27 protein-coding genes are annotated in these 25,916 nt (G+C 60.3%); all 27 read right to left on the bottom strand.

The features are described from left to right. Window positions 1–32 precede the first annotated feature (32 nt). Window positions 33–917, bottom strand: a complete 885-nt coding sequence (locus KGB03_RS23640) for a CheW domain-containing protein (protein ID WP_192406814.1) — start codon at window positions 915–917, stop codon at window positions 33–35. A 120-nt stretch (window positions 918–1,037) separates the two neighbouring features. Then, window positions 1,038–1,826, bottom strand: a complete 789-nt coding sequence (locus tag KGB03_RS23635; RefSeq protein WP_008155810.1) for a ParA family protein — start codon at window positions 1,824–1,826, stop codon at window positions 1,038–1,040. A gap of 43 nt (window positions 1,827–1,869) precedes the next feature. Then, entirely contained in the window at window positions 1,870–2,760 is an 891-nt protein-coding gene (motD, locus tag KGB03_RS23630; protein ID WP_111451891.1) for a flagellar motor protein MotD, read from the bottom strand. Window positions 2,761–2,775: 15 nt separating this feature from the next. After that, complete coding sequence (locus KGB03_RS23625; RefSeq protein WP_111451890.1) at window positions 2,776–3,516, bottom strand: flagellar motor protein; 741 nt, start codon at window positions 3,514–3,516, stop codon at window positions 2,776–2,778. Further along, window positions 3,516–4,646: a chemotaxis response regulator protein-glutamate methylesterase gene (locus KGB03_RS23620; RefSeq protein WP_150655113.1), complete on the bottom strand. Its 1,131-nt coding sequence runs from the start codon at window positions 4,644–4,646 to the stop codon at window positions 3,516–3,518. The genes KGB03_RS23625 and KGB03_RS23620 overlap by 1 nt, the downstream gene beginning before the upstream one ends. 49 nt (window positions 4,647–4,695) lie before the next feature. Continuing rightward, the gene (locus KGB03_RS23615) at window positions 4,696–6,942 is read right to left on the bottom strand and encodes a chemotaxis protein CheA (protein WP_223529320.1); all 2,247 of its coding nucleotides are present in this window, start codon (window positions 6,940–6,942) and stop codon (window positions 4,696–4,698) included. 14 nt (window positions 6,943–6,956) lie between these two features. After that, entirely contained in the window at window positions 6,957–7,745 is a 789-nt protein-coding gene (locus tag KGB03_RS23610) for a protein phosphatase CheZ (protein ID WP_111451887.1), read from the bottom strand. Window positions 7,746–7,776: 31 nt separating this feature from the next. Beyond that, window positions 7,777–8,148, bottom strand: coding sequence for a chemotaxis response regulator CheY (locus KGB03_RS23605; RefSeq protein ID WP_003183998.1), 372 nt, complete (start codon window positions 8,146–8,148; stop codon window positions 7,777–7,779). Window positions 8,149–8,315: 167 nt separating this feature from the next. Then, the gene (gene fliA / locus KGB03_RS23600; RefSeq protein ID WP_007894214.1) at window positions 8,316–9,056 is read right to left on the bottom strand and encodes an RNA polymerase sigma factor FliA; all 741 of its coding nucleotides are present in this window, start codon (window positions 9,054–9,056) and stop codon (window positions 8,316–8,318) included. Continuing rightward, window positions 9,053–9,883: a flagellar synthesis regulator FleN gene (fleN, locus tag KGB03_RS23595; protein ID WP_008001746.1), complete on the bottom strand. Its 831-nt coding sequence runs from the start codon at window positions 9,881–9,883 to the stop codon at window positions 9,053–9,055. Before fleN ends, fliA begins: the two co-directional genes overlap by 4 nt. 114 nt (window positions 9,884–9,997) lie before the next feature. Further along, window positions 9,998–11,326 (bottom strand): flagellar biosynthesis protein FlhF, encoded by a 1,329-nt coding sequence (gene flhF, locus KGB03_RS23590; protein ID WP_008155822.1) that lies wholly within the window; start codon window positions 11,324–11,326, stop codon window positions 9,998–10,000. An 11-nt stretch (window positions 11,327–11,337) separates the two neighbouring features. After that, window positions 11,338–13,467 (bottom strand): flagellar biosynthesis protein FlhA, encoded by a 2,130-nt coding sequence (flhA, locus tag KGB03_RS23585; protein ID WP_111451886.1) that lies wholly within the window; start codon window positions 13,465–13,467, stop codon window positions 11,338–11,340. A gap of 236 nt (window positions 13,468–13,703) precedes the next feature. After that, entirely contained in the window at window positions 13,704–14,843 is a 1,140-nt protein-coding gene (flhB, locus tag KGB03_RS23580; protein WP_111451884.1) for a flagellar biosynthesis protein FlhB, read from the bottom strand. A gap of 2 nt (window positions 14,844–14,845) precedes the next feature. Then, window positions 14,846–15,628 carry a flagellar biosynthetic protein FliR gene (fliR, locus tag KGB03_RS23575; protein WP_008151086.1) on the bottom strand — a complete coding sequence of 261 codons (783 nt, stop codon included), beginning with the start codon at window positions 15,626–15,628 and terminating at the stop codon, window positions 14,846–14,848. Between the two features lie 3 nt (window positions 15,629–15,631). Continuing rightward, the gene (gene fliQ, locus KGB03_RS23570) at window positions 15,632–15,901 is read right to left on the bottom strand and encodes a flagellar biosynthesis protein FliQ (RefSeq protein WP_007948918.1); all 270 of its coding nucleotides are present in this window, start codon (window positions 15,899–15,901) and stop codon (window positions 15,632–15,634) included. Further along, window positions 15,898–16,656 (bottom strand): flagellar type III secretion system pore protein FliP, encoded by a 759-nt coding sequence (gene fliP, locus KGB03_RS23565; RefSeq protein WP_008151084.1) that lies wholly within the window; start codon window positions 16,654–16,656, stop codon window positions 15,898–15,900. Before fliP ends, fliQ begins: the two co-directional genes overlap by 4 nt. After that, complete coding sequence (gene fliO / locus KGB03_RS23560) at window positions 16,656–17,102, bottom strand: flagellar biosynthetic protein FliO (protein ID WP_111451882.1); 447 nt, start codon at window positions 17,100–17,102, stop codon at window positions 16,656–16,658. Before fliO ends, fliP begins: the two co-directional genes overlap by 1 nt. Continuing rightward, entirely contained in the window at window positions 17,103–17,561 is a 459-nt protein-coding gene (gene fliN / locus KGB03_RS23555) for a flagellar motor switch protein FliN (RefSeq protein ID WP_111451927.1), read from the bottom strand. It abuts the gene before it with no gap. Window positions 17,562–17,633: 72 nt separating this feature from the next. Next, window positions 17,634–18,602 carry a flagellar motor switch protein FliM gene (fliM, locus tag KGB03_RS23550; RefSeq protein ID WP_008151077.1) on the bottom strand — a complete coding sequence of 323 codons (969 nt, stop codon included), beginning with the start codon at window positions 18,600–18,602 and terminating at the stop codon, window positions 17,634–17,636. Between the two features lie 9 nt (window positions 18,603–18,611). Next, on the bottom strand, window positions 18,612–19,112 hold the full coding sequence (gene fliL, locus KGB03_RS23545; protein WP_111451881.1) for a flagellar basal body-associated protein FliL: 501 nt from the start codon (window positions 19,110–19,112) through the stop codon (window positions 18,612–18,614). 227 nt (window positions 19,113–19,339) lie between these two features. Then, window positions 19,340–20,701 (bottom strand): flagellar hook-length control protein FliK, encoded by a 1,362-nt coding sequence (locus KGB03_RS23535; RefSeq protein WP_223529318.1) that lies wholly within the window; start codon window positions 20,699–20,701, stop codon window positions 19,340–19,342. A gap of 83 nt (window positions 20,702–20,784) precedes the next feature. Then, the gene (locus tag KGB03_RS23530) at window positions 20,785–21,153 is read right to left on the bottom strand and encodes an Hpt domain-containing protein (protein ID WP_218536495.1); all 369 of its coding nucleotides are present in this window, start codon (window positions 21,151–21,153) and stop codon (window positions 20,785–20,787) included. Between the two features lie 30 nt (window positions 21,154–21,183). Beyond that, entirely contained in the window at window positions 21,184–22,890 is a 1,707-nt protein-coding gene (locus tag KGB03_RS23525; RefSeq protein WP_223529304.1) for a fused response regulator/phosphatase, read from the bottom strand. 5 nt (window positions 22,891–22,895) lie between these two features. Continuing rightward, complete coding sequence (locus KGB03_RS23520) at window positions 22,896–23,201, bottom strand: STAS domain-containing protein (protein WP_111451877.1); 306 nt, start codon at window positions 23,199–23,201, stop codon at window positions 22,896–22,898. Window positions 23,202–23,296: 95 nt separating this feature from the next. After that, window positions 23,297–23,746: a flagellar export protein FliJ gene (gene fliJ, locus KGB03_RS23515; protein WP_033055981.1), complete on the bottom strand. Its 450-nt coding sequence runs from the start codon at window positions 23,744–23,746 to the stop codon at window positions 23,297–23,299. A gap of 6 nt (window positions 23,747–23,752) precedes the next feature. After that, window positions 23,753–25,111: a flagellar protein export ATPase FliI gene (fliI, locus tag KGB03_RS23510; RefSeq protein WP_223529301.1), complete on the bottom strand. Its 1,359-nt coding sequence runs from the start codon at window positions 25,109–25,111 to the stop codon at window positions 23,753–23,755. Next, window positions 25,101–25,910, bottom strand: coding sequence for a flagellar assembly protein FliH (gene fliH / locus KGB03_RS23505; RefSeq protein ID WP_111451876.1), 810 nt, complete (start codon window positions 25,908–25,910; stop codon window positions 25,101–25,103). The genes fliI and fliH overlap by 11 nt, the downstream gene beginning before the upstream one ends. Window positions 25,911–25,916 lie beyond the last annotated feature (6 nt).

Below are 25,916 nucleotides of genomic sequence, written 5' to 3'. Positions count from 1 at the left end.
ACAATGCCGTCGCATACTTGTTATGTCGGCAGCTATGTCGGTTTGTGTAGCGGCTTGCTGCCGCTCATGTGCTTTGCCCCGCCGCTGGCGATCAACTCGGCCAGGGCGGAAACGTCCAGCAGCGCACACATGTGCTCAATCACCGTGCCGGCAAGCCATGGCCGCTGACCTCGATGACTTCTCCATTTGATTTCGTTCGGGTCCAGGCGCAACGAGCGGCTGACCTGATGCACCGCCAGCCCCCATTCGTAGCCCTGAACCGAAATAACGTATTGCAGGCCCTGACGGAAATCGTCGCGGTAACGGTCGGGCATGACCCAACGCGCGGTGTCCAATACTTTCAGATTGCCAGCCTGGCTCGGCAGGATCCCGAGGAACCATTCCGGCTGACCGAACAGCGGCGTCAGCTCGTGGCCGGCCAACGAATAAATCGAGCCCAGACACACCAGCGGCACCGCCAGGGTCAACCCGGCAACATCGAACAACAGGCATTCGAACGGCTCGGCGGCCCAGGACGGGCGACCATCGGTTTCCACGGGTGGCGGCGTGTTGCTCGGCGGCCGATGGACTTCGACCACCGGCGGCACCAAGGCTTGCAGCAGCGGTGCGATGGTCGATACCGGCGCGAGAACCGGCGCGGGTGCTTCGATCAACGCCACTGGAGCCTTCACCACAGGCGCTGCTACTGGCGCGGCAACCACGGCGGGTTTCTGCGCATCGCGAGCCTGCTCTTCAAGCACCGCTGCCTGGAACTCGTCCAGCGCAGCTTCAACTTCGACCGCTTCAACAACCTCAACGATTTCAACCAACGCTTCGATTTCCGGCGGCAACTCTTCAGTCGCCTCCATCAGCAAGCTGTCCAGATAAGACTGCAGCGCCAGTTGCGGACGCGAGGTGATCTTGACCGGCCGATTCATGCGCGCACCGTTGTTGTAGGAGCAAGGCTTGCCCGCGATGAACGATAACTCGGTGTAGCTATGAAAACCGCAGTGAAGCTTTCGCGGGCAAGCCTTGCTCCTACAGGTAATGAGTTCATCTCACGCCACCTGCGGGACAAGTTGTGCGGCCAGCAGATGCTTGAGCAGCGCGCGATACGCCAGCACCCCACGGCTCTTGCCGTCGAACTGCGAAGGCGTCACGCCGGCACGGCTAGCGTCGCGCAAGCGGGTATCAACCGGGATGTAGCCCTGCCAGATTTCTTCCGGGTATTTGTCGCGCAATACCCGCAGCGTGCTGAGGGACGCCTGTGTGCGGCGGTCGAACAGGGTCGGCACGATGCTGAACGGCAGCGCCTGTTTACGCGAACGGTTGATCATCGCCAGGGTATTGACCATGCGCTCCAGGCCTTTGACCGCCAGGTGTTCGGTCTGCACCGGGATCACCAATTGCTGGCTCGCCGCCAAGGCATTGACCATCAGCACGCCGAGCAACGGCGGGCTGTCGATCACGGCGTAATCGAAGTCTTGCCACAGTTGCGCCAGGCTCTTGGCAATCACCAGGCCCAAGCCGCTCTGCCCCGGCGACTGGCGCTCGAGGGTCGCGAGCGCGGTGCTCGACGGCAGCAGGGAAATACTCTCGTGGCTGGTGGGCAACAGCAACTGACCGGGCAGGCCTTGCGGCACACTGCCCTTGTGCAGGAACAGGTCGTAGCTGCTGTGTTCCAGGCTGTCGGGGTCGTAACCGAAGTAGCTGGTCATGGAGCCGTGGGGGTCGAGATCGACCACAACCACGCGCTTGCCCGCCTCGGCCAGCAAACCGGCTAAAGCGATAGAGGAAGTGGTTTTACCAACACCACCCTTTTGATTGGCAACGGCCCAGACTCTCATTCGGATTGTTCCTCCCGGTCGAAATGGCGGACCGAGAAATAGCTCAACGTATTAATGCGGGTGACGGAGAATTGACGGCGCTCTCTCGTCCCGGCGACTTGACCGGGGTCGGTGCAGTTTGTGTGCCAGCACGCTTCAACGCGGCATCCGGTTTCGCATTGGCCGTTCCGGTACCCGTGAGGCTGCGGCGCACATCGAGATTTCGCGACACCACCAGCACCACGCGACGGTTACGCGCCCGCCCCTCGGCCGTCGCGTTGTTGGCCACTGGCTGGAACTCGCCGTACCCCACCGACGCCAGGCGACCGGGGTTTACACCCTGCATCGCCAGCATGCGCACGATGCTCGCCGAACGGGCCGAGGACAGCTCCCAGTTGGTCGGGTATTGCGCGGTGCGGATCGGTTGATCGTCAGTGAAACCTTCGACGTGAATCGGGTTGTCGAACGGCTTCAGAATCGCAGCGACCTTGTCGATAATGTTGAACGCGATGTCGCTGGGCATGGCATCGCCACTGCCGAACAACAGGCTGGAATTGAGTTCGATCTCGACCCACAGCTCGTTGCCGCGAATGGTCATCTGGTTGGAACTGATCAAGTCGCCAAACGCCGCGCTGATGTCGTCGGCGATGGTTTTGAGCGGATCGCTGGCACCCGCGATGCCGGCGTCGACCTGCTCGGCGTCTTTAACCAGCGGCTTGGCCGGGGTCACGGTCTTCGGTCGCTCTTCACCGATCGGGATCGGCTTGAGGGCGCGGTCGGAGTCGGTAAAGACCCCGATCAACGCTTCGGAAATAACCTTGTACTTGCCTTCGTTGATCGAAGAGATCGAGTACATCACCACGAAGAAAGCGAACAGCAACGTAATGAAGTCGGCGTACGAAACCAGCCAACGTTCATGGTTTACATGTTCTTCAGGTTGCCGACGACGAGCCATAGTCCATTACCCCCATCAATCCATGAAGCCCTGAAGCTTCAACTCAATAGAGCGAGGGTTTTCACCTTCGGCGATCGACAGAATGCCTTCCAACAACATTTCGCGATAACGCGACTGCCGCAAAGCGATGGATTTGAGTTTGGCGGCAATCGGCAGCAGCACCAGGTTGGCACTGGCCACGCCGTAGATGGTCGCGACGAAGGCCACGGCAATGCCGCTACCCAGTTGCGAGGGATCCGCCAGGTTGCCCATCACATGGATCAGGCCCATCACCGCACCGATGATGCCGATGGTCGGCGCGTAGCCGCCCATGCTTTCGAAGACTTTGGCGGCTTCGATGTCGCGGCTTTCCTGGGTGTAGAAATCCACTTCCAGAATGCTGCGAATCGCTTCCGGCTCGGCACCGTCCACCAACAGTTGCAGGCCTTTGCGCGAGTAGTTGTCAGGTTCGGCGTCGGCCACCCCTTCCAGACCCAGCAAGCCTTCCTTGCGCGCGGTCAGGCTCCAGTTGACGACGCGATCGACGCCGCCGGCGAGGTCGATGCGCGGAGGAAACAGGATCCAGGCCAGAATCTGCATGGCGCGCTTGAAGGCGCTCATCGGCGCCTGCAACAGCGCCGCACCGATGGTCCCACCGAGAACGATCAACGCTGCCGGGCCGTTGGCCAGGGCACCGAGGTGACCGCCTTCAAGGTAGTTGCCGCCAATGATGGCGACAAACGCCATGATGATCCCGATAAGGCTTAAAACATCCATCAGATACAAGCCTCGACCAGATGCTTGCCAATATCGTCCAGGCCGTACACCGCATCGGCGAGTTCGGCTTTGACGATGGCCATCGGCATACCGTAGATCACGCAGCTGGCTTCATCCTGAGCCCAGATTGCACTGCCGCCCTGCTTGAGCAGACGCGCGCCTTCGCGACCATCGGCGCCCATGCCGGTCAATACGACCGCCAGAACTTTGTCACCGTAAGACTTGGCCGCGGAACCGAAGGTGATGTCCACACACGGCTTGTAGTTCAGACGTTCGTCGCCCGGCAGGATTTTCACCGCGCCACGGCCGTCGATCATCATTTGCTTGCCACCCGGCGCCAGCAACGCCAGGCCCGGACGCAGGATGTCGCCATCCTCGGCTTCCTTGACGCTGATGCGGCAGAGCTTGTCCAGACGCTCGGCGAAAGCCTTGGTAAAGGCAGCCGGCATGTGCTGGATCAGTACGATCGGTGCGGGGAAATTCGCCGGCAACTGGGTCAGAACCCGCTGCAAGGCAACCGGGCCGCCAGTGGACGTGCCGATGGCGACCAGTTTGTAGGCTTTGCGTTTAGGCGCGGGCGACGACGAGGCTGGCGCGTGGGTACGCGCCGGAATCGGGGCCGGTGCCGGACGCGCAGGCGCGCTGCTGCCGTAGCTGCTGACGCTCGAAGGTGCAGGCGTCGGGGCAGGTGCGGCGACAGGTGCCGGAGCACTGTAGGTGTTGGCGCGACGGTTACTGCGCGAGATGCTGAGAATCTTCTCGCACAGCAGTTGCTTGACCTTCTCCGGGTTGCGGGAGATGTCTTCGAAATTCTTCGGCAGGAAATCCACTGCGCCAGCGTCCAGCGCGTCGAGGGTTACCCGAGCGCCTTCGTGGGTCAGCGAGGAGAACATCAACACCGGGGTCGGGCAGCGCTGCATGATGTGCCGCACTGCCGTGATGCCATCCATCATCGGCATCTCGTAGTCCATGGTAATCACGTCTGGCTTGAGGGCCAGCGCCTGATCAATCGCCTCTTTTCCGTTGGTCGCCGTGCCGACGACCTGGATATTCGGATCCGCTGAAAGAATTTCCGAGACGCGGCGGCGGAAAAACCCCGAATCGTCCACCACCAGGACTTTAACTGCCATAAACACTCCGTTAGGGGGAGCGAGGCTCAGTCGCCCCGCCCCACCAGAATCAAATACGCCGTGCGGCGTAACGCTTGAGCATGCTCGGAACATCGAGAATCAGCGCAATGCGGCCGTCACCGGTGATGGTGGCGCCGGACATGCCCGGGGTTCCCTGGAGCATTTTGCCCAATGGCTTGATGACCACTTCTTCCTGGCCCACCAGTTGATCGACGACGAAGCCGATCCGCTGAGTGCCCACCGAAAGGATCACCACATGGCCTTCGCGCTGCTCTTCGTGAGCGGCGGAGCTGACCAGCCAGCGTTTGAGGTAGAACAAGGGCAGCGCCTTGTCCCGCACGATCACCACTTCCTGGCCATCCACCACGTTGGTGCGCGACAGGTCGAGGTGGAAGATCTCGTTGACGTTCACCAGCGGGAACGCAAACGCCTGGTTGCCCAGCATGACCATCAGCGTCGGCATGATCGCCAGGGTCAACGGGACCTTGATGACGATCTTCGAGCCCTTGCCCTTGGTCGAATAGATATTGATGGTGCCGTTGAGCTGGGCGATTTTGGTTTTCACCACGTCCATGCCCACGCCGCGTCCGGAGACATCGGAAATTTCGGTCTTGGTCGAGAAGCCCGGCGCGAAGATCAGGTTGAAGCAATCGGATTCGCTGAGGCGATCCGCTGCATCCTTGTCCATCAAGCCTTTCTTCACGGCAATGCCGCGCAGAACGTCGGCGTCCATGCCCTTGCCGTCATCGGAGATCGACAGCAGGATGTGGTCGCCTTCCTGTTCAGCGGACAGGATCACCTTGCCGCTGCGAGGCTTGCCCATCGCTTCACGCTCGGCCGGTTCTTCAATACCGTGGTCGACCGAGTTGCGCACCAAGTGGACCAGCGGGTCGGCCAGGGCCTCGACGAGGTTCTTGTCGAGGTCGGTTTCTTCGCCGACCAGTTCCAGGTTGATCTCTTTCTTGAGCTGGCGAGCCAGGTCGCGAACCAGACGCGGGAAGCGCCCGAAGACCTTTTTGATCGGTTGCATCCGGGTCTTCATGACCGCGGTTTGCAGGTCGGCCGTGACCACGTCGAGGTTCGACACGGCCTTGGACATGGCTTCGTCGCCGCTGTTGAGGCCCAGACGGACCAAGCGGTTACGCACCAGTACCAACTCGCCGACCATGTTCATGATTTCGTCGAGACGCGCGGTATCGACCCGCACGGTGGTCTCGGCTTCGCTGGCCGGTTTTTCCGCTGGCGGCGCGGACGCGGCACGGGCCGGAGCCGGGGCAGCAGCGGCAGGCTTCGGCGCTTCGGCTTTAGGCTCGGGCGCTTTGGCAACGGGTTTCGGTGCAACAGCCTTGGCCGCTGGCGCCGCAACCGGAGCGCTGGCGCCCGACGCGGTACCGACTTCAGTGAACTTGCCTTTGCCGTGCAATTCGTCGAGCAGCGATTCGAACTCGTGATCGGAGATCAGATCGCCCCCAGCCGCTTTAGCGGTGGGCGCAGCCGGGGCCGGGACCGCAGCAATGGCCGATTCCAGCGCATCAACGGCAAAGTTGCCCTTGCCGTGCAGCTGATCGAGCAGTGCTTCGAACTCGTCGTCGGTGATATCGGAGCTGTCGCCTGCCGCTTTCGGGGCAGCCGGTGTGGCTGGCGCCGGGGCTACCGCATCGACGGCGAACTGGCCTTTACCGTGCAGTTGATCGAGCAACGACTCGAACTCGGCATCGGTGATTTCGTCGCTGGCCGCTGCATTGCTGCTCGGCGCTGGCACAGCGGCCGGGGCTTCTGCCTGAGCCTTGACGGCGTTCAGCGAGTCCAGCAGTTGTTCGAATTCGTTATCGGTGATGTCACCCGATTCGCTCTCGGCGGCAGGTTCTTCCACCACGTCGGCGACCGGTGCCGTTTCATCGGCGGTTTGCGGCTCGGCCAGACGGGCCAGTGCCGCCAGCAATTCTGGCGTGGCAGCCGTGATCGGGCTGCGCTCGCGGACTTCGGTAAACATGCCGTTCACCGCATCCAGCGCTTCGAGAACTACGTCCATCAGTTCCGAGTCGACGCGACGCTCACCCTTGCGCAGGATGTCGAACACGTTCTCGGCGATGTGACAGCACTCCACCAGCTCGTTGAGCTGGAGGAAGCCGGCGCCTCCTTTTACAGTGTGAAAACCGCGAAAAATTGCATTGAGCAAGTCCGCATCATCAGGTCGGCTTTCAAGCTCGACCAGCTGTTCGGACAGTTGCTCTAGAATCTCGCCGGCCTCAACCAGGAAATCCTGAAGGATCTCTTCATCGGCGCCGAAGCTCATGTGTAGGGGTGCTCCTAGAATCCAAGGCTGGAAAGCAAATCGTCTACATCGTCCTGACCGGACACAACGTCTTCTCTTTTATCGGCATGAATCTGCGGACCTTCACCCTGAGAGAGATGTTTTTGCGGATCTTTTTCTGCCAGCATCGCTTCACGGTCATGTTCGATGCCCGCAAAGCGGTCCACCTGACTGGCCATAAGCACGAGCTTGAGCAGGTTGCTTTCAACTTCGGTGACCAATTGGGTCACACGCTTGATCACCTGACCGGTGAGGTCCTGGTAATCCTGAGCGAGCAGAATGTCGTTGAGGTTGCTCGACACAACGCGATTGTCTTCGCTGCTGCGTGTCAGGAAACCGTCGACTCGCCGAGCCAGCTCGCGGAACTCTTCAGCCCCGACTTCGCGACGCATGAACCGTCCCCAGTCGGTGCTCAAGGCCTGGGCTTCGTTGCTCAGGCCGTTGACCAGCGGCGTGGCGTTTTCCACCAGGTCCATGGTGCGGTTGGCAGCAGCCTCGGTCAGCTTGACCACATAACCCAGACGCTCGGTGGCGTCCGTGATCTGCGAGACTTCCTCGGCTTGCGGCATGTTCGGGTCAATCTGGAAATTGACGATCGCGCTATGCAGCTCGCGAGTGAGCTTGCCCACCTCTTGATACAGGCCACGGTCACGGGTCTGATTGAGCTCATGGATCAATTGCACAGCGTCGCCGAACCTGCCTTTTTCAAGGCTTTCGACCAGTTCGACCGCGTGTTTTTTCAGAGTCGATTCGAAATCGCCCTGTGAAGACTCGTAATGCTCCATAGCTCCCCCCGTGGCGCAGTGGCTTCGCACATCAACCGATGCGTTCGAAAATCTTCTCGATTTTTTCTTTTAACGCCTGGGCCGTGAAGGGCTTGACCACATAGCCGTTAACACCGGCCTGGGCTGCCTCGATGATCTGCTCGCGCTTGGCTTCAGCGGTCACCATCAGCACCGGCAGGTGCTTGAGCTTTTCATCGGCACGCACGTGGCGCAACAGGTCGATACCGGTCATGCCAGGCATGTTCCAGTCTGTTACCAGAAAGTCGATGCTGCCGCTGTTGAGCACCGGAATGGCAGTAGTGCCATCGTCGGCCTCGACCGTGTTGGTGAACCCAAGGTCACGCAACAGGTTTTTAATGATCCGCCGCATCGTTGAGAAGTCATCAACGATGAGGATTTTCATGTTCTTGTCCAATTCGACCTCCAAGCAGTCTTAAACGCGCCCAGCACCTGGACGCGCCATTTCAATCAATCCGGCAAAGCACTCGATGACTGTCTGGAGCACAACAGATCGGGACCGGTACGGTTCAACACCCCACCAGTCGCGTTCGCAGTGTCCCCACACTGCCTTCAGCGCGCTCGCCACTCCCCCAAACGCCCCCGCAAACGGGCCGCGCACTGGCTGTGTAACTGGCTGACCCGAGATTCGCTGACCCCCAGGACCTCACCGATTTCCTTGAGGTTCAACTCTTCGTCGTAGTACAGCGCCAACACCAGTCGCTCACGCTCCGGCAAATTGGCAATCGCGTCCGCCAGCGCCGCCTGGAAGCGTTCATCTTCCAGATCGCGTGACGGCTCCAGATGTGCACTGGCGCCATCCTCGTGCAGCCCTTCGTGTTCGCCGTCCTGCAACAGATCGTCGAAACTGAATAACCGGCTGCCCAGGGTGTCGTTCAAAATCCCGTAATAATCGTCGAGACTCAATTGGAGTTCGGCCGCAACCTCGTGATCTTTAGCGTCACGACCGGTTTTAGCTTCAATCGAACGAATTGCGTCGCTGACCATCCGGGTATTGCGGTGGACCGAACGTGGCGCCCAGTCCCCTTTGCGTACTTCGTCGAGCATCGCGCCGCGGATTCGTATGCCCGCGTACGTCTCGAAACTCGCGCCTTTGCTGGCGTCGTATTTGGTTGACACTTCAAGCAGGCCGATCATCCCGGCCTGGATCAGATCTTCAACCTGGACACTGGCCGGCAGACGCGCCAGCAAGTGGTAGGCAATGCGTTTAACCAGTGGCGCGTAACGCTCGATCAGCTCGTACTGCGCGTCACGTGCCGACTTCTTGTAGAGGTTGTAGCCACTGGCTGTCATAGCACCGGTCCTGCGGTTTGTTGCACGAGGCGCTCGACGAAAAACTCCAGGTGCCCACGCGGGTTGGCAGGCAGCGGCCAGGTATCGACCTTCTGTGCAATGGCCTTGAACGCCAGTGAACACTTGGACCGCGGGAAGGCTTCGTAGACGGCGCGCTGCTTCTGCACAGCCTTGCGCACGCTTTCGTCGTAAGGCACAGCACCGACGTATTGTAAGGCGACGTCGAGGAAGCGATCCGTGACCTTGGTCAACTTGGCGAACAGGTTGCGACCTTCCTGCGGGCTCTGGGCCATGTTGGCCAGGACGCGGAAGCGGTTCATGCCGTAATCGCGGTTCAACAGTTTGATCAGTGCGTAGGCGTCAGTGATGGAAGTCGGCTCATCGCAAACCACCAGCAAGACTTCTTGCGCTGCGCGCACGAAGCTGACGACCGAGTCACCAATGCCCGCCGCGGTGTCGATCACCAGCACGTCGAGGTTGTCGCCGATATCGCTGAACGCCTGGATCAGGCCGGCGTGTTGGGCCGGGCTCAAATGAACCATGCTCTGTGTGCCGGACGCGGCCGGGACGATGCGGATGCCGCCAGGGCCTTGCAACAGTACGTCGCGCAGCTCGCAGCGGCCTTCGATCACGTCGGCCAACGTACGTTTGGGTGTCAGTCCCAGCAGGACGTCGACGTTCGCCAGCCCCAGATCGGCGTCCAACAGCATGACGCGCCGACCGAGCTCAGCTAGAGCCAGGGACAAGTTCACTGACACGTTAGTCTTCCCGACGCCACCTTTGCCGCCGGTCACCGCGATCACCTGTACGGGATGCATGCTGCCCATGAATTTCTTTACCTTGTCTTACTTAGACGGAGGCCACATTACTGGCTGCGCGTTCACAAACGGAACAATGCATGGCAGACCATCGATGTAGGTACAAAAACTGTCATTAGTACCTCAGCCGACCTGCTTGGTCGGGCTGTGGTAAATATCAGCGAACATATCAGCCATGGCTTCTTCGCTGGGTTCTTCTTGCATTTGCACGCTTACGGCGCGACTGACCAACTGATGACGACGCGGGAGATGCAAATCATCCGGAATCCGCGGGCCATCGGTCAGGTAGGCCACCGGCAATTCATGACTGATGGCCAGGCTCAACACCTCGCCCAGACTTGCCGTTTCATCCAGTTTAGTCAGGATGCAGCCAGCCAGCCCACAACGCTTGTAACTGTGATAAGCGGCCGTTAGAACCTGTTTCTGGCTGGTGGTTGCCAAAACCAGATAATTTTTCGATTTGATGCCACGACCGGCCAGGCTTTCGAGCTGCATGCGCAGTGCCGGATCGCTGGCCTGAAGGCCGGCAGTATCGATCAGCACCACGCGTTTGCGCAGCAAGGGCTCCAGCGCCTGTACCAGTGACTGCCCCGGATCGACGTGAGTCACCGACACATTGAGGATCCGGCCCAACGTCTTGAGTTGTTCCTGAGCACCGATACGGTAGCTGTCCATACTGACCAGCGCGATATTTTGCGCGCCGTACTTGAGCACGTAACGGGCCGCGAGTTTGGCCAGGGTGGTGGTTTTGCCCATGCCGGCGGGGCCGACCATGGCAATCACGCCGCCCTCTTCCAGAGGCTCGACTTCCGGTGTGGCGATCATCCGCGCCAGGTGGGCCAGCAACATGCGCCAGGCCTGACGAGGTTCTTCAATATCGGTAATCAGTGCCAGCAAATCGCGCGACAACGGGCCGGACAGGCCGATGCGTTGCAGGCGACGCCAAAGATTGGCCTGGGCCGGACGGCTGCCTTGCAGTTGATTCCAGGCCAGGGAGCCGAGTTGCACTTCCATCAGTTCGCGCAGGCTGTTGAGCTCGAAACGCATCGAGTCGAACGCCCGTGGGTCGACGCCGCCGGAGGCAGGTGCCGCAGCCGGTGCAGGACGACGGGGTTCGGTGTAGGTCGGTTCGATCAGCGGCTCGGCGGCGGTCAGTGGCAGGCCGGCGAACAATTGGCGATTGGTGGACTTATCGCTCTCGCCATCGCTGCGCAGGCTCAGTTCGGCCTGGGCGGTGACGATCCGCGATTGGGTCTTGCGCAGCTCGTCTTCGAGTTCCATGTTCGGAACGCGCGGAGCCAGCGCCGACAACTTGTAATCCAGGGCAGCCGTCAGCTCGACACCACCAGCGATCCGGCGGTTGCCAATGATGGCGGCATCAGCGCCCAGCTCATCACGAACCAGCTTCATGGCCTGACGCATATCGGCGGCGAAAAAACGCTTAACTTGCATAAACCACTACCTCAGCCGTTGGGCCCTACTGTCGCAACAATGGTCACTTGCTTGTTGTCAGGAATTTCCTGGTAAGCCAACACATGCAAACCCGGGACTGCCAATCGGCCGAATCGCGACAGCATCGCGCGAACCGGACCGGCTACCAGCAGAATCACCGGTTGACCTTGCATTTCCTGACGCTGCGCCGCATCGATCAACGAGCGTTGCAGTTTCTCAGCCATGCTTGGCTCCAGCAGAACGCCCTCTTCCGAGCCTTGTCCTGCCTTCTGAAGACTATTGAGCAATATTTGTTCCAACCTTGGCTCCAGGGTGATCACTGGCAGCTCGGAGTCAGTCCCCACAATGCTTTGGACGATTGCGCGGGATACACCGACGCGCACCGCGGCCACCAGCGCGGCAGTATCTTGACTCTTGCTGGCATTGTTGGCGATGGCCTCGGCAATGCTGCGAATGTCCCGTACTGGCACCTGTTCGGCCAGCAACGCCTGCAATACTTTGAGCAGCTGGGACAGCGACACCACGCCCGGCACCAGTTCTTCGGCCAGTTTTGGCGAGCTTTTAGCCAGCAATTGCATGAGTTGCTGCACTTCTTCGTGACCGATCAACTCGCTCGAGTGCTTGTACAAAATCTGGTTCAAGTGGGTTGCCACTACCGTACTGGCATCGACCACGGTGTAACCGAGGGATTGAGCCTGGGCACGCTGGCTGATTTCGATCCAGACCGCCTCCAGACCGAAAGCCGGATCTTTGGCGGTAATGCCGTTGAGCGTGCCGTAGACCTGGCCCGGGTTGATTGCCAGTTCGCGGTCCGGGTAAATCTCCGCTTCGGCCAGGATCACCCCCATCAGGGTCAGGCGGTAGGCGCTCGGAGCCAGGTCGAGGTTGTCACGGATATGCACCGTCGGCATCAGGAAGCCCAGATCCTGGGACAGCTTCTTGCGCACACCCTTGATCCGCGCCAGCAATTGACCACCCTGATTGCGGTCCACCAGCGGAATCAGCCGATAGCCGACTTCCAGGCCGATCATGTCGATCGGCGTCACGTCATCCCAGCCAAGCTCCTTGGTTTCCTGAGCGCGAGCCGGCGATGGCAGCAGCTCCTGCTGACGCTTGACCTCTTGCAAGGCCTGGACCTTGACCACGTTCTGCTTCTTCCAGAACAGGTACGCACCGCCAGCCGCCAGCGCTGCCATGCTGAGAAAGGAAAAGTGCGGCATGCCCGGCACGAGGCCCATCACCGCCATCAAACCCGCCGCCACGGCCAACGCTTTGGGCGAGGCGAACATCTGGCGATTGATCTGCTTGCCCATGTCTTCCGAACCGGAAGCACGGGTCACCATGATCGCTGCAGCTGTCGATAAAAGCAGTGATGGCAATTGCGCCACCAAACCGTCACCGATGGTCAACAAGGCGTACACCCGACCGGCATCGCCGAAGGACATGCCGTGCTGGAAGATACCGACCGCCATGCCGCCGATCAGGTTGATGAATAGAATCAGCAGGCCGGCAATGGCGTCACCGCGAACGAACTTGCTGGCACCGTCCATGGAACCGTAGAACTCGGCTTCCTGGGCCACTTCCATCCGGCGCAGCTTGGCCTGGTTCTGGTCGATCAGGCCGGCGTTCAAGTCGGCGTCGATGGCCATTTGTTTACCGGGCATCGCATCGAGGGTGAAACGCGCGCTCACCTCGGAAATCCGCCCGGCACCTTTGGTCACCACGACGAAGTTGATGATCATCAAAATTGCGAAGACGACGATACCGACCACGTAGTTACCGCCGATCACCACCTCGCCGAAGGCCTGGATCACCTTACCCGCGGCGGCATGACCGTCCTGACCGTGGAGCATCACCACTCGCGTGGAGGCCACGTTCAGCGCCAGTCGCAACAGGGTCGCCACCAGCAGGATGGTCGGGAACACCGCGAAATCCAGCGGCCGCAACGCGTAAACACAGACCAGCAACACGACAATCGACAAGGCAATGTTGAAGGTGAAGAACACGTCCAGCAGGAACGGCGGCACCGGCAACATCATCATCGCCAGCATGACCAGCAGCAACAACGGCACACCCAGATTGCCTCGACTCAGGTCGGCAACGTTTGTGCGTGCAGTGTTGAATAACTGAGAGCGATCCACCGGTTTTCCCCGTCCCTTAAAGCAAACTTTTTGACGCCTGAAGCGGGCGCAGAGCGGCTACTGCAAGAAGCCTTCCAACTTTCACAGGGGTTTGAAACAGAGGCTTTTTTCGGGGGATTTGTGGCGTCTGAACCGGCGCCTTCGCGAGCAAGCCCGCACACATTGGATTTGTGTATGCAGCAGATCAAATGTGGGAGCGGGCTTGCTCGCGAAGAGGCCGGCATTGCCAGCGCAAATCAGGAATCGCGCCGCAAATCCGGTGGAATCGGCAGGTCGTCCTTGAGCGGATCAGGACGCTTACCCTTGCCGGCGCGGTGCTGGCGGATCTGGTAGACGTAAGCGAGCACCTGGGCGACAGCAAGGTAGAGCCCGCCAGGGATTTCCTGATCAAGTTCAGTGGAGTAGTAGATCGAACGCGCCAGTGCCGGCGACTCAAGCAGCAGCACTTCGTTGGCCACCGCGATTTCCCGGATCTTCAAGGCCAGGAAGTCGCTGCCCTTGGCGATCAGCATCGGCGCCCCGCCCTTGTCCGGATCGTACTTGAGCGCTACGGCGTAGTGGGTAGGGTTGGTGATGACCACATCGGCGTCGGGGATCGCCGCCATCATCCGGCGCTGGGACATTTCGCGCTGCAGCTGGCGAATCCGCTGCTTGACCTCCGGGCGCCCTTCCTGATCCTTATGCTCGTCGCGCACTTCCTGCTTGGTCATCAGCAATTTTTTGTGGCTCTGGTAAAGCTGCACCGGGACATCCACCGCGGCAATCAGAATCAGCCCACAAGCCATCCACAACGTACTCCAGCCCACCAACTGAACGCTATGGATGATCGCCTGCTCCAGCGGTTCATGGGCAATGCGTAACAGATCGTCAATGTCCGAACGCAGGACGGACAATGCAACGAATAAAATCAGCAGGAATTTGGCCAGCGCCTTGAGCAGTTCGATCAGGGCACTGCTGGAGAACATCCGTTTGAGACCCGCCGCCGGGTTCATCCGGCTGAATTTTGGGGCAAGGCTACTACCGGCGAACAACCAGCCACCCAAGGAGACAGGCCCCAGGAATGCCGCCAGCAGCAGCGTCAGCAATATCGGCTGCACCGCCAGAATCGCGATCTTGCCGGAATGCAGCAGGTACTGCCCCATCGCCCCCGGAGTGAGCAACACTTCCCGCGGCAGCGAAAAGTTCAGACGCATGATTTCCAGCAGATCCTGGGCCAACCCGCCGCCGTAGATCAACAACCCACCAGCACCGGCCAGCATGGTTGCCAAGGTATTGAGCTCTTTGGATCGGGCAATCTCACCCTTTTCCCTGGAGTCCTTTTTGCGCTTATCCGTGGGGTCTTCTGTTTTATCCTGACCACTCTCGCTCTCGGCCATGGCTAGCGCGCCTGTGCCATATCACGTAATAGCTGCAGGGCCTCGGTGGCCAAGGGCTGATACTGATTGAGAATGTCGCCGAGACCGACCCAGAAGATCACCAGCCCCAGAACCAGGGTCAGCGGAAAACCGATGGAAAAGATGTTCAATTGCGGTGCCGCCCGCGTCATCACCCCGAAAGCGATGTTAACCACCAACAACGCCGTAATCGCGGGCAAAACCAGCAGCATCGCCGCACCTAGCACCCACCCCAGCTTGTTGGCCATTTCCCAGAAGTGGTTGATCAACATCGCGCTGCCGACCGGCAAGGTGGTGAAGCTTTCCGTCAACACCTCGAACACCACCAGATGCCCATTCATGCCGAGAAACAACAGGGTAACGAGCATCGTCAGGAACTGACCGATCACCGCTGCCGACACGCCGTTGGTAGGGTCGACCATAGACGCGAAGCCCATCCCCATCTGAATCGAAATGATCTGCCCGGCGACGACAAACGCTTGAAAAAACAACTGAAGGGAGAGCCCCATCAATGCGCCGATAATCACCTGTTCAGCGATCAGCAGGAGCGCGCTCAGGTCCAGCGCATGAACCTGTGGCATCGGTGGCAGGCCGGGCACGACGACCACTGTGATTGCCAGGGCGAAATACAAACGTACACGGGTCGGCACCAGGGTCGTGCCAAAGATCGGCATGGTCATCAGTACCGCGCCGATGCGAAACAGCGGCAGTATGAAGGAAGCTACCCACGTGCTGATCTGGGTATCGGTCAGCTGAAGCAGCGACATGGTTTAGCCGATGACCTGAGGAATACTGCCATACAACTGCAGGATGTATTCCATGAAGGTCTGCACCAGCCACGGACCGGCGACGATCAGCGTCACCAGCATTACCAGCAGGCGCGGCAGGAAGCTCAGGGTCTGTTCGTTGATCTGGGTCGCGGCCTGGAACATCGCCACCAACAGGCCCACGAGCAAACTCGGAATCACCAGCACGGCAACCATCATGGTGGTCAGCCACAGTGCTTCCCGGAAGATGTCTACCGCAACTTCTGGCGTCATGGCGATACACCGCCGAAGCTGCTCGCCAGCGTACCGATGATCAACGCCCAGCCATCCACCAGCACGAAGAGCATGATCTTGAACGGCAGGGAAATGATCAGTGGCGAGAGCATCATCATCCCCATCGCCATCAGGACACTGGCCACGACCAGGTCGATGATCAGGAACGGAATGAAGATCATGAAACCGATCTGGAACGCGGTTTTCAGCTCGGACGTGACGAACGCCGGCACCAGAATCGTCAGCGGCGCCTGATCGGGCGATGCGATATCAGTGCGTTTGGACAAGCGCATGAACAACTCCAGATCGCTGCTGCGAGTCTGGGCGAGCATGAAATCCTTGATCGGCACCTGCGCCTTGGCCACGGCGTCTTGAGCGGTGAGTTTCTCCGCCAGATACGGCTGCAAGGCATCCTGGTTAACACGGTCGAATACCGGCGCCATGATGAACATAGTCAGAAACAGCGCCATACCCGTAAGTATCTGGTTAGACGGTGTCTGCTGCAGGCCCAGGGCCTGACGCAGGATCGAGAAGACGATGATGATCCGGGTGAAACTGGTCATCAGCATGACGAACGCCGGGATAAAACTCAGCGCGGTCATGATCAGCAGGATTTGCAGGCTGACCGAGTATTCCTGAGCGCCGTTGGCGTTGGTGCCCAGGGTGATTGCCGGGATCGATAACGGATCGGCGGAGAACGCCAGCGGCGCGGCCAGCATCAGGGCCAGCGTCAAGACGATGCGTAACGCACCCATTACTTCTTATCCTTCTGATCCTTGCCCAACAGCTCCATCAGGCGCTGGGCAAACTCGGGGGTCGCTTTTTCAGTACCGCTCGGCACTTGCACCGGCTCCTTGAGCACATGCAACGCGGTGATGGTGCCGGGGCTCAGGCCGAGCAGGATCTGCTCGTTGCCGACTTGCACCAGCATCAACCGGTCGCGAGGGCCCAGCGCGCGTGAGCCGATCAGCTCGATGACCTGCCCCTTGCCGGCGGGCCCGGCCTGCTGGACCCGACGCAGCAACCAGGCGAGGAAAAAGATCAACCCCAGCACCAGCAGCAAACCGAGCACCAACTGCGTCAATTGCCCGGCCACGCCGCTGCTGACCGCGGGGGCAGCGGCCGCAGTAGCGGTCGCTACCGGCTCGGCAGCCAGAACGCTGAACGGCAACGCCAGCACAAACCCCAGAACCTTTTTCACTCAGCGCAACTTCTTGATGCGTTCGCTTGGGCTGATCACGTCAGTCAGGCGGATGCCGAACTTCTCGTTGACCACCACTACTTCACCGTGAGCGATGAGCGTGCCGTTGACCAGCACGTCCAGCGGTTCACCGGCCAGACGATCGAGCTCGATCACCGAACCCTGGTTAAGCTGCAGCAGGTTGCGGATGTTGATGTCAGTGCTGCCGACTTCCATGGAAATCGACACCGGGATATCAAGAATCACGTCCAGGTTCGGACCGTCGAGGGTAACCGGTTCGTGGTTTTTCGGCACACTGCCGAACTCTTCCATCGGCAGACGGTTGGACGGTGAACTGGCGGCGTCGGCGGCCAGCAAGGCGTCGATATCGTCCTGCCCGGCGTCACCGGTTTCTTCCAGGGCCGCAGCCCACTCATCGGCCAGCGCCTGGTCGTCCTGGGTGTTCATATCGTTAGCCATCAATTTGTCCTCGGCGGGCATCCCTTCAATCAGGAGCCGTCAGTTAAAAGCACAGGGGGTTTGGAGCGCCGGTCAGCGGCGCTCGATCGGCTCGATCACTTGCAACGCGAGGTTGCCTTTGTGCGACCCCATCTTGACCTTGAACGCAGGCACGCCGTTGGCGCGCATGATCATTTCGTCCGGCATCTCGACCGGGATAATGTCCCCCGGCTGCATGTGCAGAATGTCCCGCAGGCGCAACTGGCGACGGGCAACCGTGGCACCGATCGGTACGTCAACGTCCAGCACGTCCTGGCGCAAGGCGTTGACCCAGCGTTCGTCCTGATCGTCGAGGTCCGACTGGAAGCCGGCGTCGAGCATTTCGCGTACAGGTTCGATCATCGAGTAGGGCATGGTCACGTGCAGGTCGCCGCCACCGCCATCGAGTTCGATGTGGAACGTCGACACCACAATCGCTTCGCTCGGGCCGACGATGTTGGCCATGGCCGGGTTCACTTCCGAGTTGATGTACTCGAAGTTCACTTCCATGATCGCCTGCCAGGCTTCTTTCAAATCGACGAAGGCCTGTTCCAGCACCATGCGCACTACACGCAATTCGGTGGGGGTGAATTCACGCCCTTCGATCTTCGCGTGACGGCCGTCGCCACCGAAGAAGTTGTCCACCAGCTTGAACACCAGCTTGGCGTCGAGGATGAACAACGCGGTGCCGCGCAACGGTTTGATCTTGACCAGGTTGAGGCTGGTCGGCACGTACAGCGAGTGCACGTATTCGCCGAACTTCATTACCTGCACGCCACCGACGGCAACGTCCGCCGAGCGGCGCAGCATGTTGAACATGCTGATGCGGGTGTAACGGGCGAAACGTTCGTTGATCATTTCCAGGGTCGGCATGCGTCCACGGACGATGCGATCCTGACTGGTCAGGTCGTAGCTTTTGACACTGCCGGGTTCAGCAGCGGTATCGGTCTGTACCAGACCATCGTCGACACCATGCAACAGCGCATCGATCTCATCCTGGGACAGCAGGTCCTGCACGGCCATGTCGTGTTCCTACTGCAGTACGAAATTAGTGAAAAGCAACTGTTCGATGACCACTTTGCCGAGTTCTTTCTGCGCCACTTCCTGGACGCTGGCCGTGGCTTTCTGACGCAACATTTCCTGCCCGACCGGCGATGCCAGGGTGGCGAAGTCCTGCCCGGAGAACAGCATGACCAGGTTGTTGCGGATGACAGGCATGTGGACTTTGAGCGCGTCCAGATCGGCCTGATTGCGTCCCTGCATGGTGATGCTCACCTGCATGTAGCGCTGACGGCCGTTCTGGTTGTAGTTGGCCACGAAGGCTGGCGCCATGGGCTCGAAAATCGCTGGCTGCTTGCCGACCGGCGCGGTTTCAGCCGCGGCGGCAGGCTTGCTCTGGGCGCTGTGCATGAAGAACCAGGTTGCTCCCACGGACAAACCGATCGCCAGCAGCAGGGCCACCACGATCACAATGATCAGCTTGAGTTTGCCTTTGGTTGCGGGGTCTTTTACTGCTGCTTCGCTCTTCGCCATGCCAATAATCCGTCACTATTCGGGTTTTCACAGTCGCACGGCAAGGCAAGAGCAAGTGTTATGCCAGAAGTGTCTGGGAGACAGGGGAGACGGCGGATGACGCCCCACACAAAACCCAGTGGGAGCGGGCTTGCTCGCGAAGGCGGTGTGTCAGACAACAGAAATGTTGAATGTCCAACCGTATTCGCGAGCAAGCCCGCTCCCACAGGGATTGGTGTTGGGCTTTATCAGGCGTAGTAGTCGACGGCGCTGGAGCCAATGACGCTGGTGGTGCTGGCCGCTACTTCGGCAGCTGTTGGTGCCAGCTCTTCGTCCATGGAATCGAGACGACCACCGCTGGCGCTGGTGCGCCCCCCCTGACTTTGACCCTGTTGAGCCTGCTCCTGCCCCTGGCCCTGCCAGCCACGAGACTGATCGGACACATTGACATCGACCTGACCCATGCCCTGCTGCGCAAACATGTCACGCAAGCGATGCATCTGCCCGTCCAGCGCTTCGCGAACACTTGGATGAGCACTCATGAACGTCACTTGGGTCTGCTGATCCGGAACCATGTTCACCCGAATGTCCAGGCGCCCCAGTTCGGCCGGTTGCAACTGGATGTCGGCGGCCTTGAGATTGGCACTGGACAGGTACATGACCCGGTTCACCACTTCTTCGGTCCAGCCGCTCTGATGCATGGCGATCGGTTGATTCACCGGCAACGCGTTGGCGGTTTTCGGCGTGGCCGCCTGGGTCAGTGCCGCCAGACGGTTGGCGAAATCGTCGACCCGGGTATCGCTACTCGCGGACTTCAGGTCCTTGAGACCGTCATCGATAAGACCACTGAAGGCCTTGTCGCCGCCCTGGCTGGTGCTGTCCTTGTCGGCTTGCACATCGAGCATGCTCGCCATGCCGGCGGCGAAGGTCTGCGCCGAGGTTGACTCGCCGTCGGCCTGTGCCTGGGCCGAGGTCGGTGCCGCTTTGGGCTGGGCCTGACTCGCAGCCGAAATATGGCCGCCCTGCTCCATGGCCATACGCACGGCCGGCAATGCATCGAGAGGATCAGCTTCGGGATCGAAATCGGTGTCAGTGCTTGCAACGACCGGAGTCGTTGCCGCCGTCACAGCCACCTCGACCTGCGGTTGCGGGGTGACTACAACGGGCGGAGCGGCCGGTACCGGCGCTGGCACCGCAGGTTGTACTGCCTGCATCAACGCAGGATCCAGCGTCGGGTCAACGGGCGCGGCATCGGCAACCGGCGTCTGCGCAGTATCCGACCCGTCATCACTGGTGGCCTCGTCGTCAGCCTGCGCCGGTTTATCGGCGGGCAAGGATTTGCCGCTATCGGCAACCGCAGGTTCCGGGGCGGCAGACTCGTCGTTGCTGACGTCCTTTTTATCGGGGCTGTCCGGCGCTTTATCGCGTATCGGCCTGGCCGATCCATCATCCACCGCAGACGGTTTGTTCCGGGCTTGATTGGCGTAGACCTGAGCGAAGCTGGATGCCTTGTCCCCAGGCTCAGCGGCCAGCGCCGGAGTATTGGCGCAAGCGACTTGAGTCTTGGCCTGCGCGGCGGCCTGAAGAAGCATATTGGGGGTAACGGGCATGGAACGGTCTCCGCTGCACTGGGATCGTAGGTACAGTTGACTGAGATTAGTGCAAAGGTCGCGCCAGATTTGAGCGACAGGCGCTAAAAGCGCCGGACGGTCTCATTGGCAGAGAGGGAACGCTGACGCTCGGCCTCATAGAGCGGCCGGACGAACGCAAATTCGTCATCAATTTCGTCCACCAGTTTTTCAATGCCGGTGAGGCTTTTTTGCTTGGCGCGCTCCTCCAGCTCATGGCACAACTCAGCCAGGCGAATGGCGCCCATGTTGCTGCTGCTGCCCTTGAAGCTATGGGCAGCATTCATGAGCTGCGCGGCATCTTCAGCCTTTCGCAAGATGCGTAAACGCTCTTCGGAATCGGCGAGAAAGGTATCCAGCAACATCGGATACTCATCCTCCATGACCTCTTGCAACGCGTTCAACACGTCGCGGTCCAGGTGTGTGTCAGCCACTTGCTCACTCCTTGATCAAGAATGCGTGGATTATGCCAGAGCCTCCCAGAAAAACTCCACGCGGGCACTTCGACCATCATCAGACCAACTCGCATTGTGGCCCATCTGACGGATCAGATTGACGCCACGTCCCGACAGCCGGACACCATCGACGGGCCGCTCCATCACCCGCGCGACATCGAAACCCTTGCCACTGTCTTCAACCCGAACAATCAGGCACCCGCCCTCGCCCTTGGGTGTCACCTGCAAATGCACCCGCACGAAGCCGTCCTGCAACGCGTCCAGGCGTGTATTGCGCTGTTGATAATAGCGGGTAAAACCCGAGGCATCGCGCTTGAGCGCCGAATCCAGCCCCAGCACCCCATGCTCCAGGGCATTGGAATACAGTTCGGCCAAAACACTGTAGAGCGCCCCGCTCTGAGCCCGCAGACCGTGGACCTCAAGCAGCAATTGCAGAAGATACGGCAGCGGATTGAAGCGTTTGAGCGTGGCGCCGCGAAATTCGAAACTCACTGACCAGTCCAGCGGGCAGGACTGACCACTGTCGGAATACACCGGCGCCGGCGGGCTCAGTTGTGCGGCCTCCAGCAGACTGACCTCGACCATGCTCACGTCATCACGGGCCTCGCCGCGAAAGTCCCGCAACGCCTGCTCGATCTCTTCGAACAGCTCATCAGGCTGACGATTGGCCGCAAACACCTGCTGCAATCGCTCCACACCAAACAACTGTTCGTTGGCATCGCAGGTATCAATCACCCCGTCGGACAACAGGAAGACCCGATCCCCGACCGCCATCGGAAACACCTCGGTGCGGTCAACAAAGGATTGCGGGCTCAGCACGCCGAGCGGTAAATGCCGAGCCGTCAGTGGCGTTCGCTCACCGTTGGCGATGCTGTGCAGGTAACCGTCCGGCATTCCGCCGTTCCAGACCTCCACCGAGCGTCGCTGAAAACTCAGGCACAGCATCGTTGCACAACAGAACATGTCCACCGGCAGGATGCGCTTGAGCTTGGCGTTCATCTCGCGCAGGGTTTCGGACAGGCCGTAACCCTTGGCGGTCATGCCATAGAAAACTTCGGCCAAGGGCATGGCACCGACCGCGGCCGGCAAACCGTGACCGGTAAAATCACCGAGCAGCACGTGCATGTCGCCGGCGGGGGTGAACGCGGCCAGCAGCAGATCGCCGTTGAACAACGCATAGGGCGATTGCAGGTAGCGAATATTGGGTGCACTCAAGCAGCCGGAGTGGGCCACCTTGTCGAACACCGCCTTGGCCACGCGCTGCTCGTTGAGCAGGTACTCGTGGTGCTTGGCGATCTGGTCGCGCTGTTGCAACACCGTGGCCTGCAATCGTCGCAAGCGGTCCATCGCCTTGATCTTGGCGCCGAGGATCACCTGGTTGTAGGGTTTTGCCAGAAAGTCGTCGCCCCCGGCCTCCAGACAGCGGGCCAGCGCTTCGCTTTCGGTCAGCGAGGTGAGGAAGATGATCGGCACCAGGGTTTCCCCTGCCAATACCTTGATCTGCCGCGCCGCCTCAAAACCGTCCATCACCGGCATCATCGCGTCCATCAGCACCAGTTGCGGTCGTTGCTGGCGAAACGCTTTAACCGCTTCGGCACCGTTGGCGGCGGTCAGCACCTCATGCCCCTGGCGACGAACGATGGTCGACAGCAGCATGCGATCGGCCGCGCTGTCTTCGGCGATCAGGATCGTCAGCGGTTCGAACAAGGCCTGCATGGCGGTCACGCCACGTCGAAGATTTGTTCGAAGTTGGAGATGGCGAGAATCTTGCGCACATCTGCGTTAGCGTTGGTCAACGTGATCTCGGCATTCTCGCCGCCCGCGTGATCACGCAATAGCAGAAGCATGCCGAGCGCCGAGCTGTCGAGGTAGGTGGCATCTTTCAGATCCACTTCGAAGGACTCGGGTTTTGGCGAAAGATTTTCGTAGGATTCACGAAATTCCTGATGCTTGGCGAAATCGAAACGTCCCTTGACCGATATCGTCAGCTTTTGCCCATCTTGGGAGACTTCTGTAACAACTGGCATTTAACGGCTTCCTTGTCATTGGTGAACGTACGTGTACAAGGTTTAGCACTTGGCGAGGGCAGGAGCAAGGCGGGAAACGGTTGAACCCTGCCTGATCAATAGGGATCCTGACGCGGCAACCGCTGGGACAACTCATCCAGCAGCTTTTGCTCACGCCGGTCTTCCAGCCGCCGCGCTTCATCCATATAGCGCAACACCAGTTTGCGCAAGCCTTCGACCCGGGCAAACGCCTGCTGCCAGGACTCCCGCGCCTTGTTCAGGTTGTTTTGATGCCATACCAGGCTTTGTCGCTGCTGGTCGATGGCGGTCCCCAGTTGCGCAAGAAAGCCTTGATAACCCAGCAGCCATTGGCCCGACACGCCACTGCTGCCGCGCACGATCCACTGCTCCTGGTAATCGAGACGAAAGGCTTCGAGGTCAGCGAGTTTACTTTCCGCCAGACGGACTTGCCCCTGAAAGTGTCCCAGACGCAGGACCGCGGTTTTCTCGGCCTTTTCGGCCATTTCGACCACGGGGGCCAGGCGCGAGGCTCGGCTCTGGGCCATGGCCGGTTAGCCGCCGGCCGCGGGAGCGAAAATCGTGCCGAGATAGGCTTCGCTTTCGCCCAGGCCGATGCTGTCGTTCAGGCCCTGGCGCAGGTATTTCACCAACTGCGGTTGCAAGGAGATCGCCAGGTCGGTTTCCCGATCACCACCGGCGACGTAGGCACCGACACTGATCAGGTCTCGACTCTGTTGATAACGCGACCACAGTTGCTTGAAATACTGGGCGCGCATCATGTGTTCCGGCGTAACCACCGACGGCATGACCCGGCTGATGGACGCTTCGATATCGATGGCCGGGTAATGACCTTCCTCGGCCAGGCGCCGGGACAGCACGATGTGCCCGTCGAGCACGCCTCGCGCGGCGTCGGCAATCGGGTCCTGCTGATCATCGCCTTCGGACAGTACGGTGTAGAACGCGGTGATCGAACCGCCGCCCTTCTCGGCATTACCGGCCCGCTCCACCAGTTTCGGCAGTTTGGCGAACACCGATGGCGGATAGCCCTTGGTCGCTGGCGGCTCGCCGATGGCCAGGGCGATTTCCCGCTGGGCCTGAGCGAAACGGGTCAGGGAGTCCATCAGCAACAGGACGTTCTTGCCCTTGTCGCGGAAATACTCGGCGATTCGCGTGCAGTACATCGCCGCGCGCAGACGCATCAGCGGCGCATCGTCCGCCGGGGACGCCACCACGACCGAACGCTTGAGGCCTTCTTCACCGAGGATGTGCTCGATGAATTCTTTAACTTCACGACCCCGCTCACCGATCAGCCCGACGACGATGATGTCGGCCTCGGTGAAGCGGGTCATCATGCCCAACAGCACACTCTTGCCCACGCCAGTACCGGCGAACAGGCCCAGACGCTGACCGCGACCGACCGTCAACAAACCGTTGATGCTGCGAATGCCCACGTCCAGCGGCTCGCTGATCGGTTCGCGCTTGAGCGGGTTGATGGTCGGGCCGTCCATCGGCACCCAGTCTTCGGCCTTCATCCCGCCCTTGCCGTCCAGCGCGCGACCGGCGCCATCGAGCACCCGCCCGAGCATGCTCATGCCCATCGGCAGACGGCCGGTATCGGCCAGAGGAACCACACGAGCACCGGGAGCGATGCCGGCAACGCTGCCGACCGGCATCAGAAACACCTTGCTGCCGGAGAAGCCCATGACTTCGGCTTCGACCTGCACCGGGTGATAACTGTCGTCGTTGATGACCATGCAGCGGCTGCCCATGGCGGCGCGCAAGCCCTCGGCCTCGAGGGTCAGACCGACCATGCGCAACAAGCGGCCTTCAAGGATCGGCGCGCCTGCAAGCTCCGTGGCCTCGGCGTAACTGCCGATGCGCTTGGCGAAGCTGGTGCGATCAAGGCGCATCGGGAACATCCGGTTCAGGTTCGACCGGCACGACCGCTGGCTTGTCGCTGATCGGCAGCTCCAGGCTCAGATCCGGCTCGGCCGGATGCAAGACCTGTTCGTGCAACTGATCGAAGAGCTTGTCCATGACCCGCGCAACGCGGGTTTCGACCGTGGCATCGATGCGACTGTGTTCAGTCTCGACCCGGCAACCGCCGGGCAACAATGCCTCGTCCTCGACGATGCGCCAGGTTTCTTCATGGCGCTCGCGCAGGGCTTTGACCTGCTCGAAATCTTGCGGATTGATGTACAGCCGCACATTGCCCACGCCCAGCGGCAAGAGTTTGAGGGCCTCGCGCATGACGTGTTCGATTTGTGTCGAGTCGATGGCCAGTTCGCGCTGAATCACCTGCTTGGTGATGTGCTGCACCAGGTCGACCAGGGACTTTTCGATCAGGGTGTCCTGCTCGGCGATAGGCTCGAACAAATGCCCCATCAGTTGCTCCAGAGCGGCAATTTTGGCGGCCAAGGCCACCTCGGCCTCCTGGCGGACCTTGAGCGTAGTGCTGTGAAAACCTTCTTTCTCGCCCGTGGCGAAGCCTTCGTTGTAGGCCTCCTGGCGAATGCTTTCGAGTTCTTCGAGGGTTAGTGGCTGGACTTCATCCAGTGGCACTTCTTCCATTTCCGGCGGCTCGGGCTCAGGTTCCGGCTCGGGTTCCGGCACGAACGGATCGAAACTGGGCAGCGACCAGACGTCGAAACCATCGACGTCCTTGCCGCGGATCAGGTCGGTGTTGGACTCATCATGTTTGGACGACATAGTGAC

Source organism: Pseudomonas sp. BF-B-26 (genome assembly GCF_019956495.1).
Taxonomy (GTDB): Bacteria; Pseudomonadota; Gammaproteobacteria; order Pseudomonadales; family Pseudomonadaceae; genus Aquipseudomonas.
This window is presented reverse-complemented; position numbering and strand designations above follow the sequence as displayed.

Bases quoted from the DNA above. Each gene is read 5' to 3' on its own strand.
- KGB03_RS23640 (WP_192406814.1), bottom strand. From the start codon at position 917: ATGAATCGGCCGGTCAAGATCACCTCGCGTCCGCAACTGGCGCTGCAG.
- KGB03_RS23635 (WP_008155810.1), bottom strand. From the start codon at position 1,826: ATGAGAGTCTGGGCCGTTGCCAATCAAAAGGGTGGTGTTGGTAAAACC.
- motD (WP_111451891.1), bottom strand. From the start codon at position 2,760: ATGGCTCGTCGTCGGCAACCTGAAGAACATGTAAACCATGAACGTTGG.
- KGB03_RS23625 (WP_111451890.1), bottom strand. From the start codon at position 3,516: ATGGATGTTTTAAGCCTTATCGGGATCATCATGGCGTTTGTCGCCATC.
- KGB03_RS23620 (WP_150655113.1), bottom strand. From the start codon at position 4,646: ATGGCAGTTAAAGTCCTGGTGGTGGACGATTCGGGGTTTTTCCGCCGC.
- KGB03_RS23615 (WP_223529320.1), bottom strand. From the start codon at position 6,942: ATGAGCTTCGGCGCCGATGAAGAGATCCTTCAGGATTTCCTGGTTGAG.
- KGB03_RS23610 (WP_111451887.1), bottom strand. From the start codon at position 7,745: ATGGAGCATTACGAGTCTTCACAGGGCGATTTCGAATCGACTCTGAAA.
- KGB03_RS23605 (WP_003183998.1), bottom strand. From the start codon at position 8,148: ATGAAAATCCTCATCGTTGATGACTTCTCAACGATGCGGCGGATCATT.
- fliA (WP_007894214.1), bottom strand. From the start codon at position 9,056: ATGACAGCCAGTGGCTACAACCTCTACAAGAAGTCGGCACGTGACGCG.
- fleN (WP_008001746.1), bottom strand. From the start codon at position 9,883: ATGGGCAGCATGCATCCCGTACAGGTGATCGCGGTGACCGGCGGCAAA.
- flhF (WP_008155822.1), bottom strand. From the start codon at position 11,326: ATGCAAGTTAAGCGTTTTTTCGCCGCCGATATGCGTCAGGCCATGAAG.
- flhB (WP_111451884.1), bottom strand. From the start codon at position 14,843: ATGGCCGAGAGCGAGAGTGGTCAGGATAAAACAGAAGACCCCACGGAT.
- fliR (WP_008151086.1), bottom strand. From the start codon at position 15,628: ATGTCGCTGCTTCAGCTGACCGATACCCAGATCAGCACGTGGGTAGCT.
- fliQ (WP_007948918.1), bottom strand. From the start codon at position 15,901: ATGACGCCAGAAGTTGCGGTAGACATCTTCCGGGAAGCACTGTGGCTG.
- fliP (WP_008151084.1), bottom strand. From the start codon at position 16,656: ATGGGTGCGTTACGCATCGTCTTGACGCTGGCCCTGATGCTGGCCGCG.
- fliN (WP_111451927.1), bottom strand. From the start codon at position 17,561: ATGGCTAACGATATGAACACCCAGGACGACCAGGCGCTGGCCGATGAG.
- fliM (WP_008151077.1), bottom strand. From the start codon at position 18,602: ATGGCCGTGCAGGACCTGCTGTCCCAGGATGAGATCGATGCGCTGTTG.
- fliL (WP_111451881.1), bottom strand. From the start codon at position 19,112: ATGGCGAAGAGCGAAGCAGCAGTAAAAGACCCCGCAACCAAAGGCAAA.
- KGB03_RS23535 (WP_223529318.1), bottom strand. From the start codon at position 20,701: ATGCCCGTTACCCCCAATATGCTTCTTCAGGCCGCCGCGCAGGCCAAG.
- KGB03_RS23525 (WP_223529304.1), bottom strand. From the start codon at position 22,890: ATGCAGGCCTTGTTCGAACCGCTGACGATCCTGATCGCCGAAGACAGC.
- KGB03_RS23520 (WP_111451877.1), bottom strand. From the start codon at position 23,201: ATGCCAGTTGTTACAGAAGTCTCCCAAGATGGGCAAAAGCTGACGATA.
- fliJ (WP_033055981.1), bottom strand. From the start codon at position 23,746: ATGGCCCAGAGCCGAGCCTCGCGCCTGGCCCCCGTGGTCGAAATGGCC.
- fliI (WP_223529301.1), bottom strand. From the start codon at position 25,111: ATGCGCCTTGATCGCACCAGCTTCGCCAAGCGCATCGGCAGTTACGCC.
- fliH (WP_111451876.1), bottom strand. From the start codon at position 25,910: ATGTCGTCCAAACATGATGAGTCCAACACCGACCTGATCCGCGGCAAG.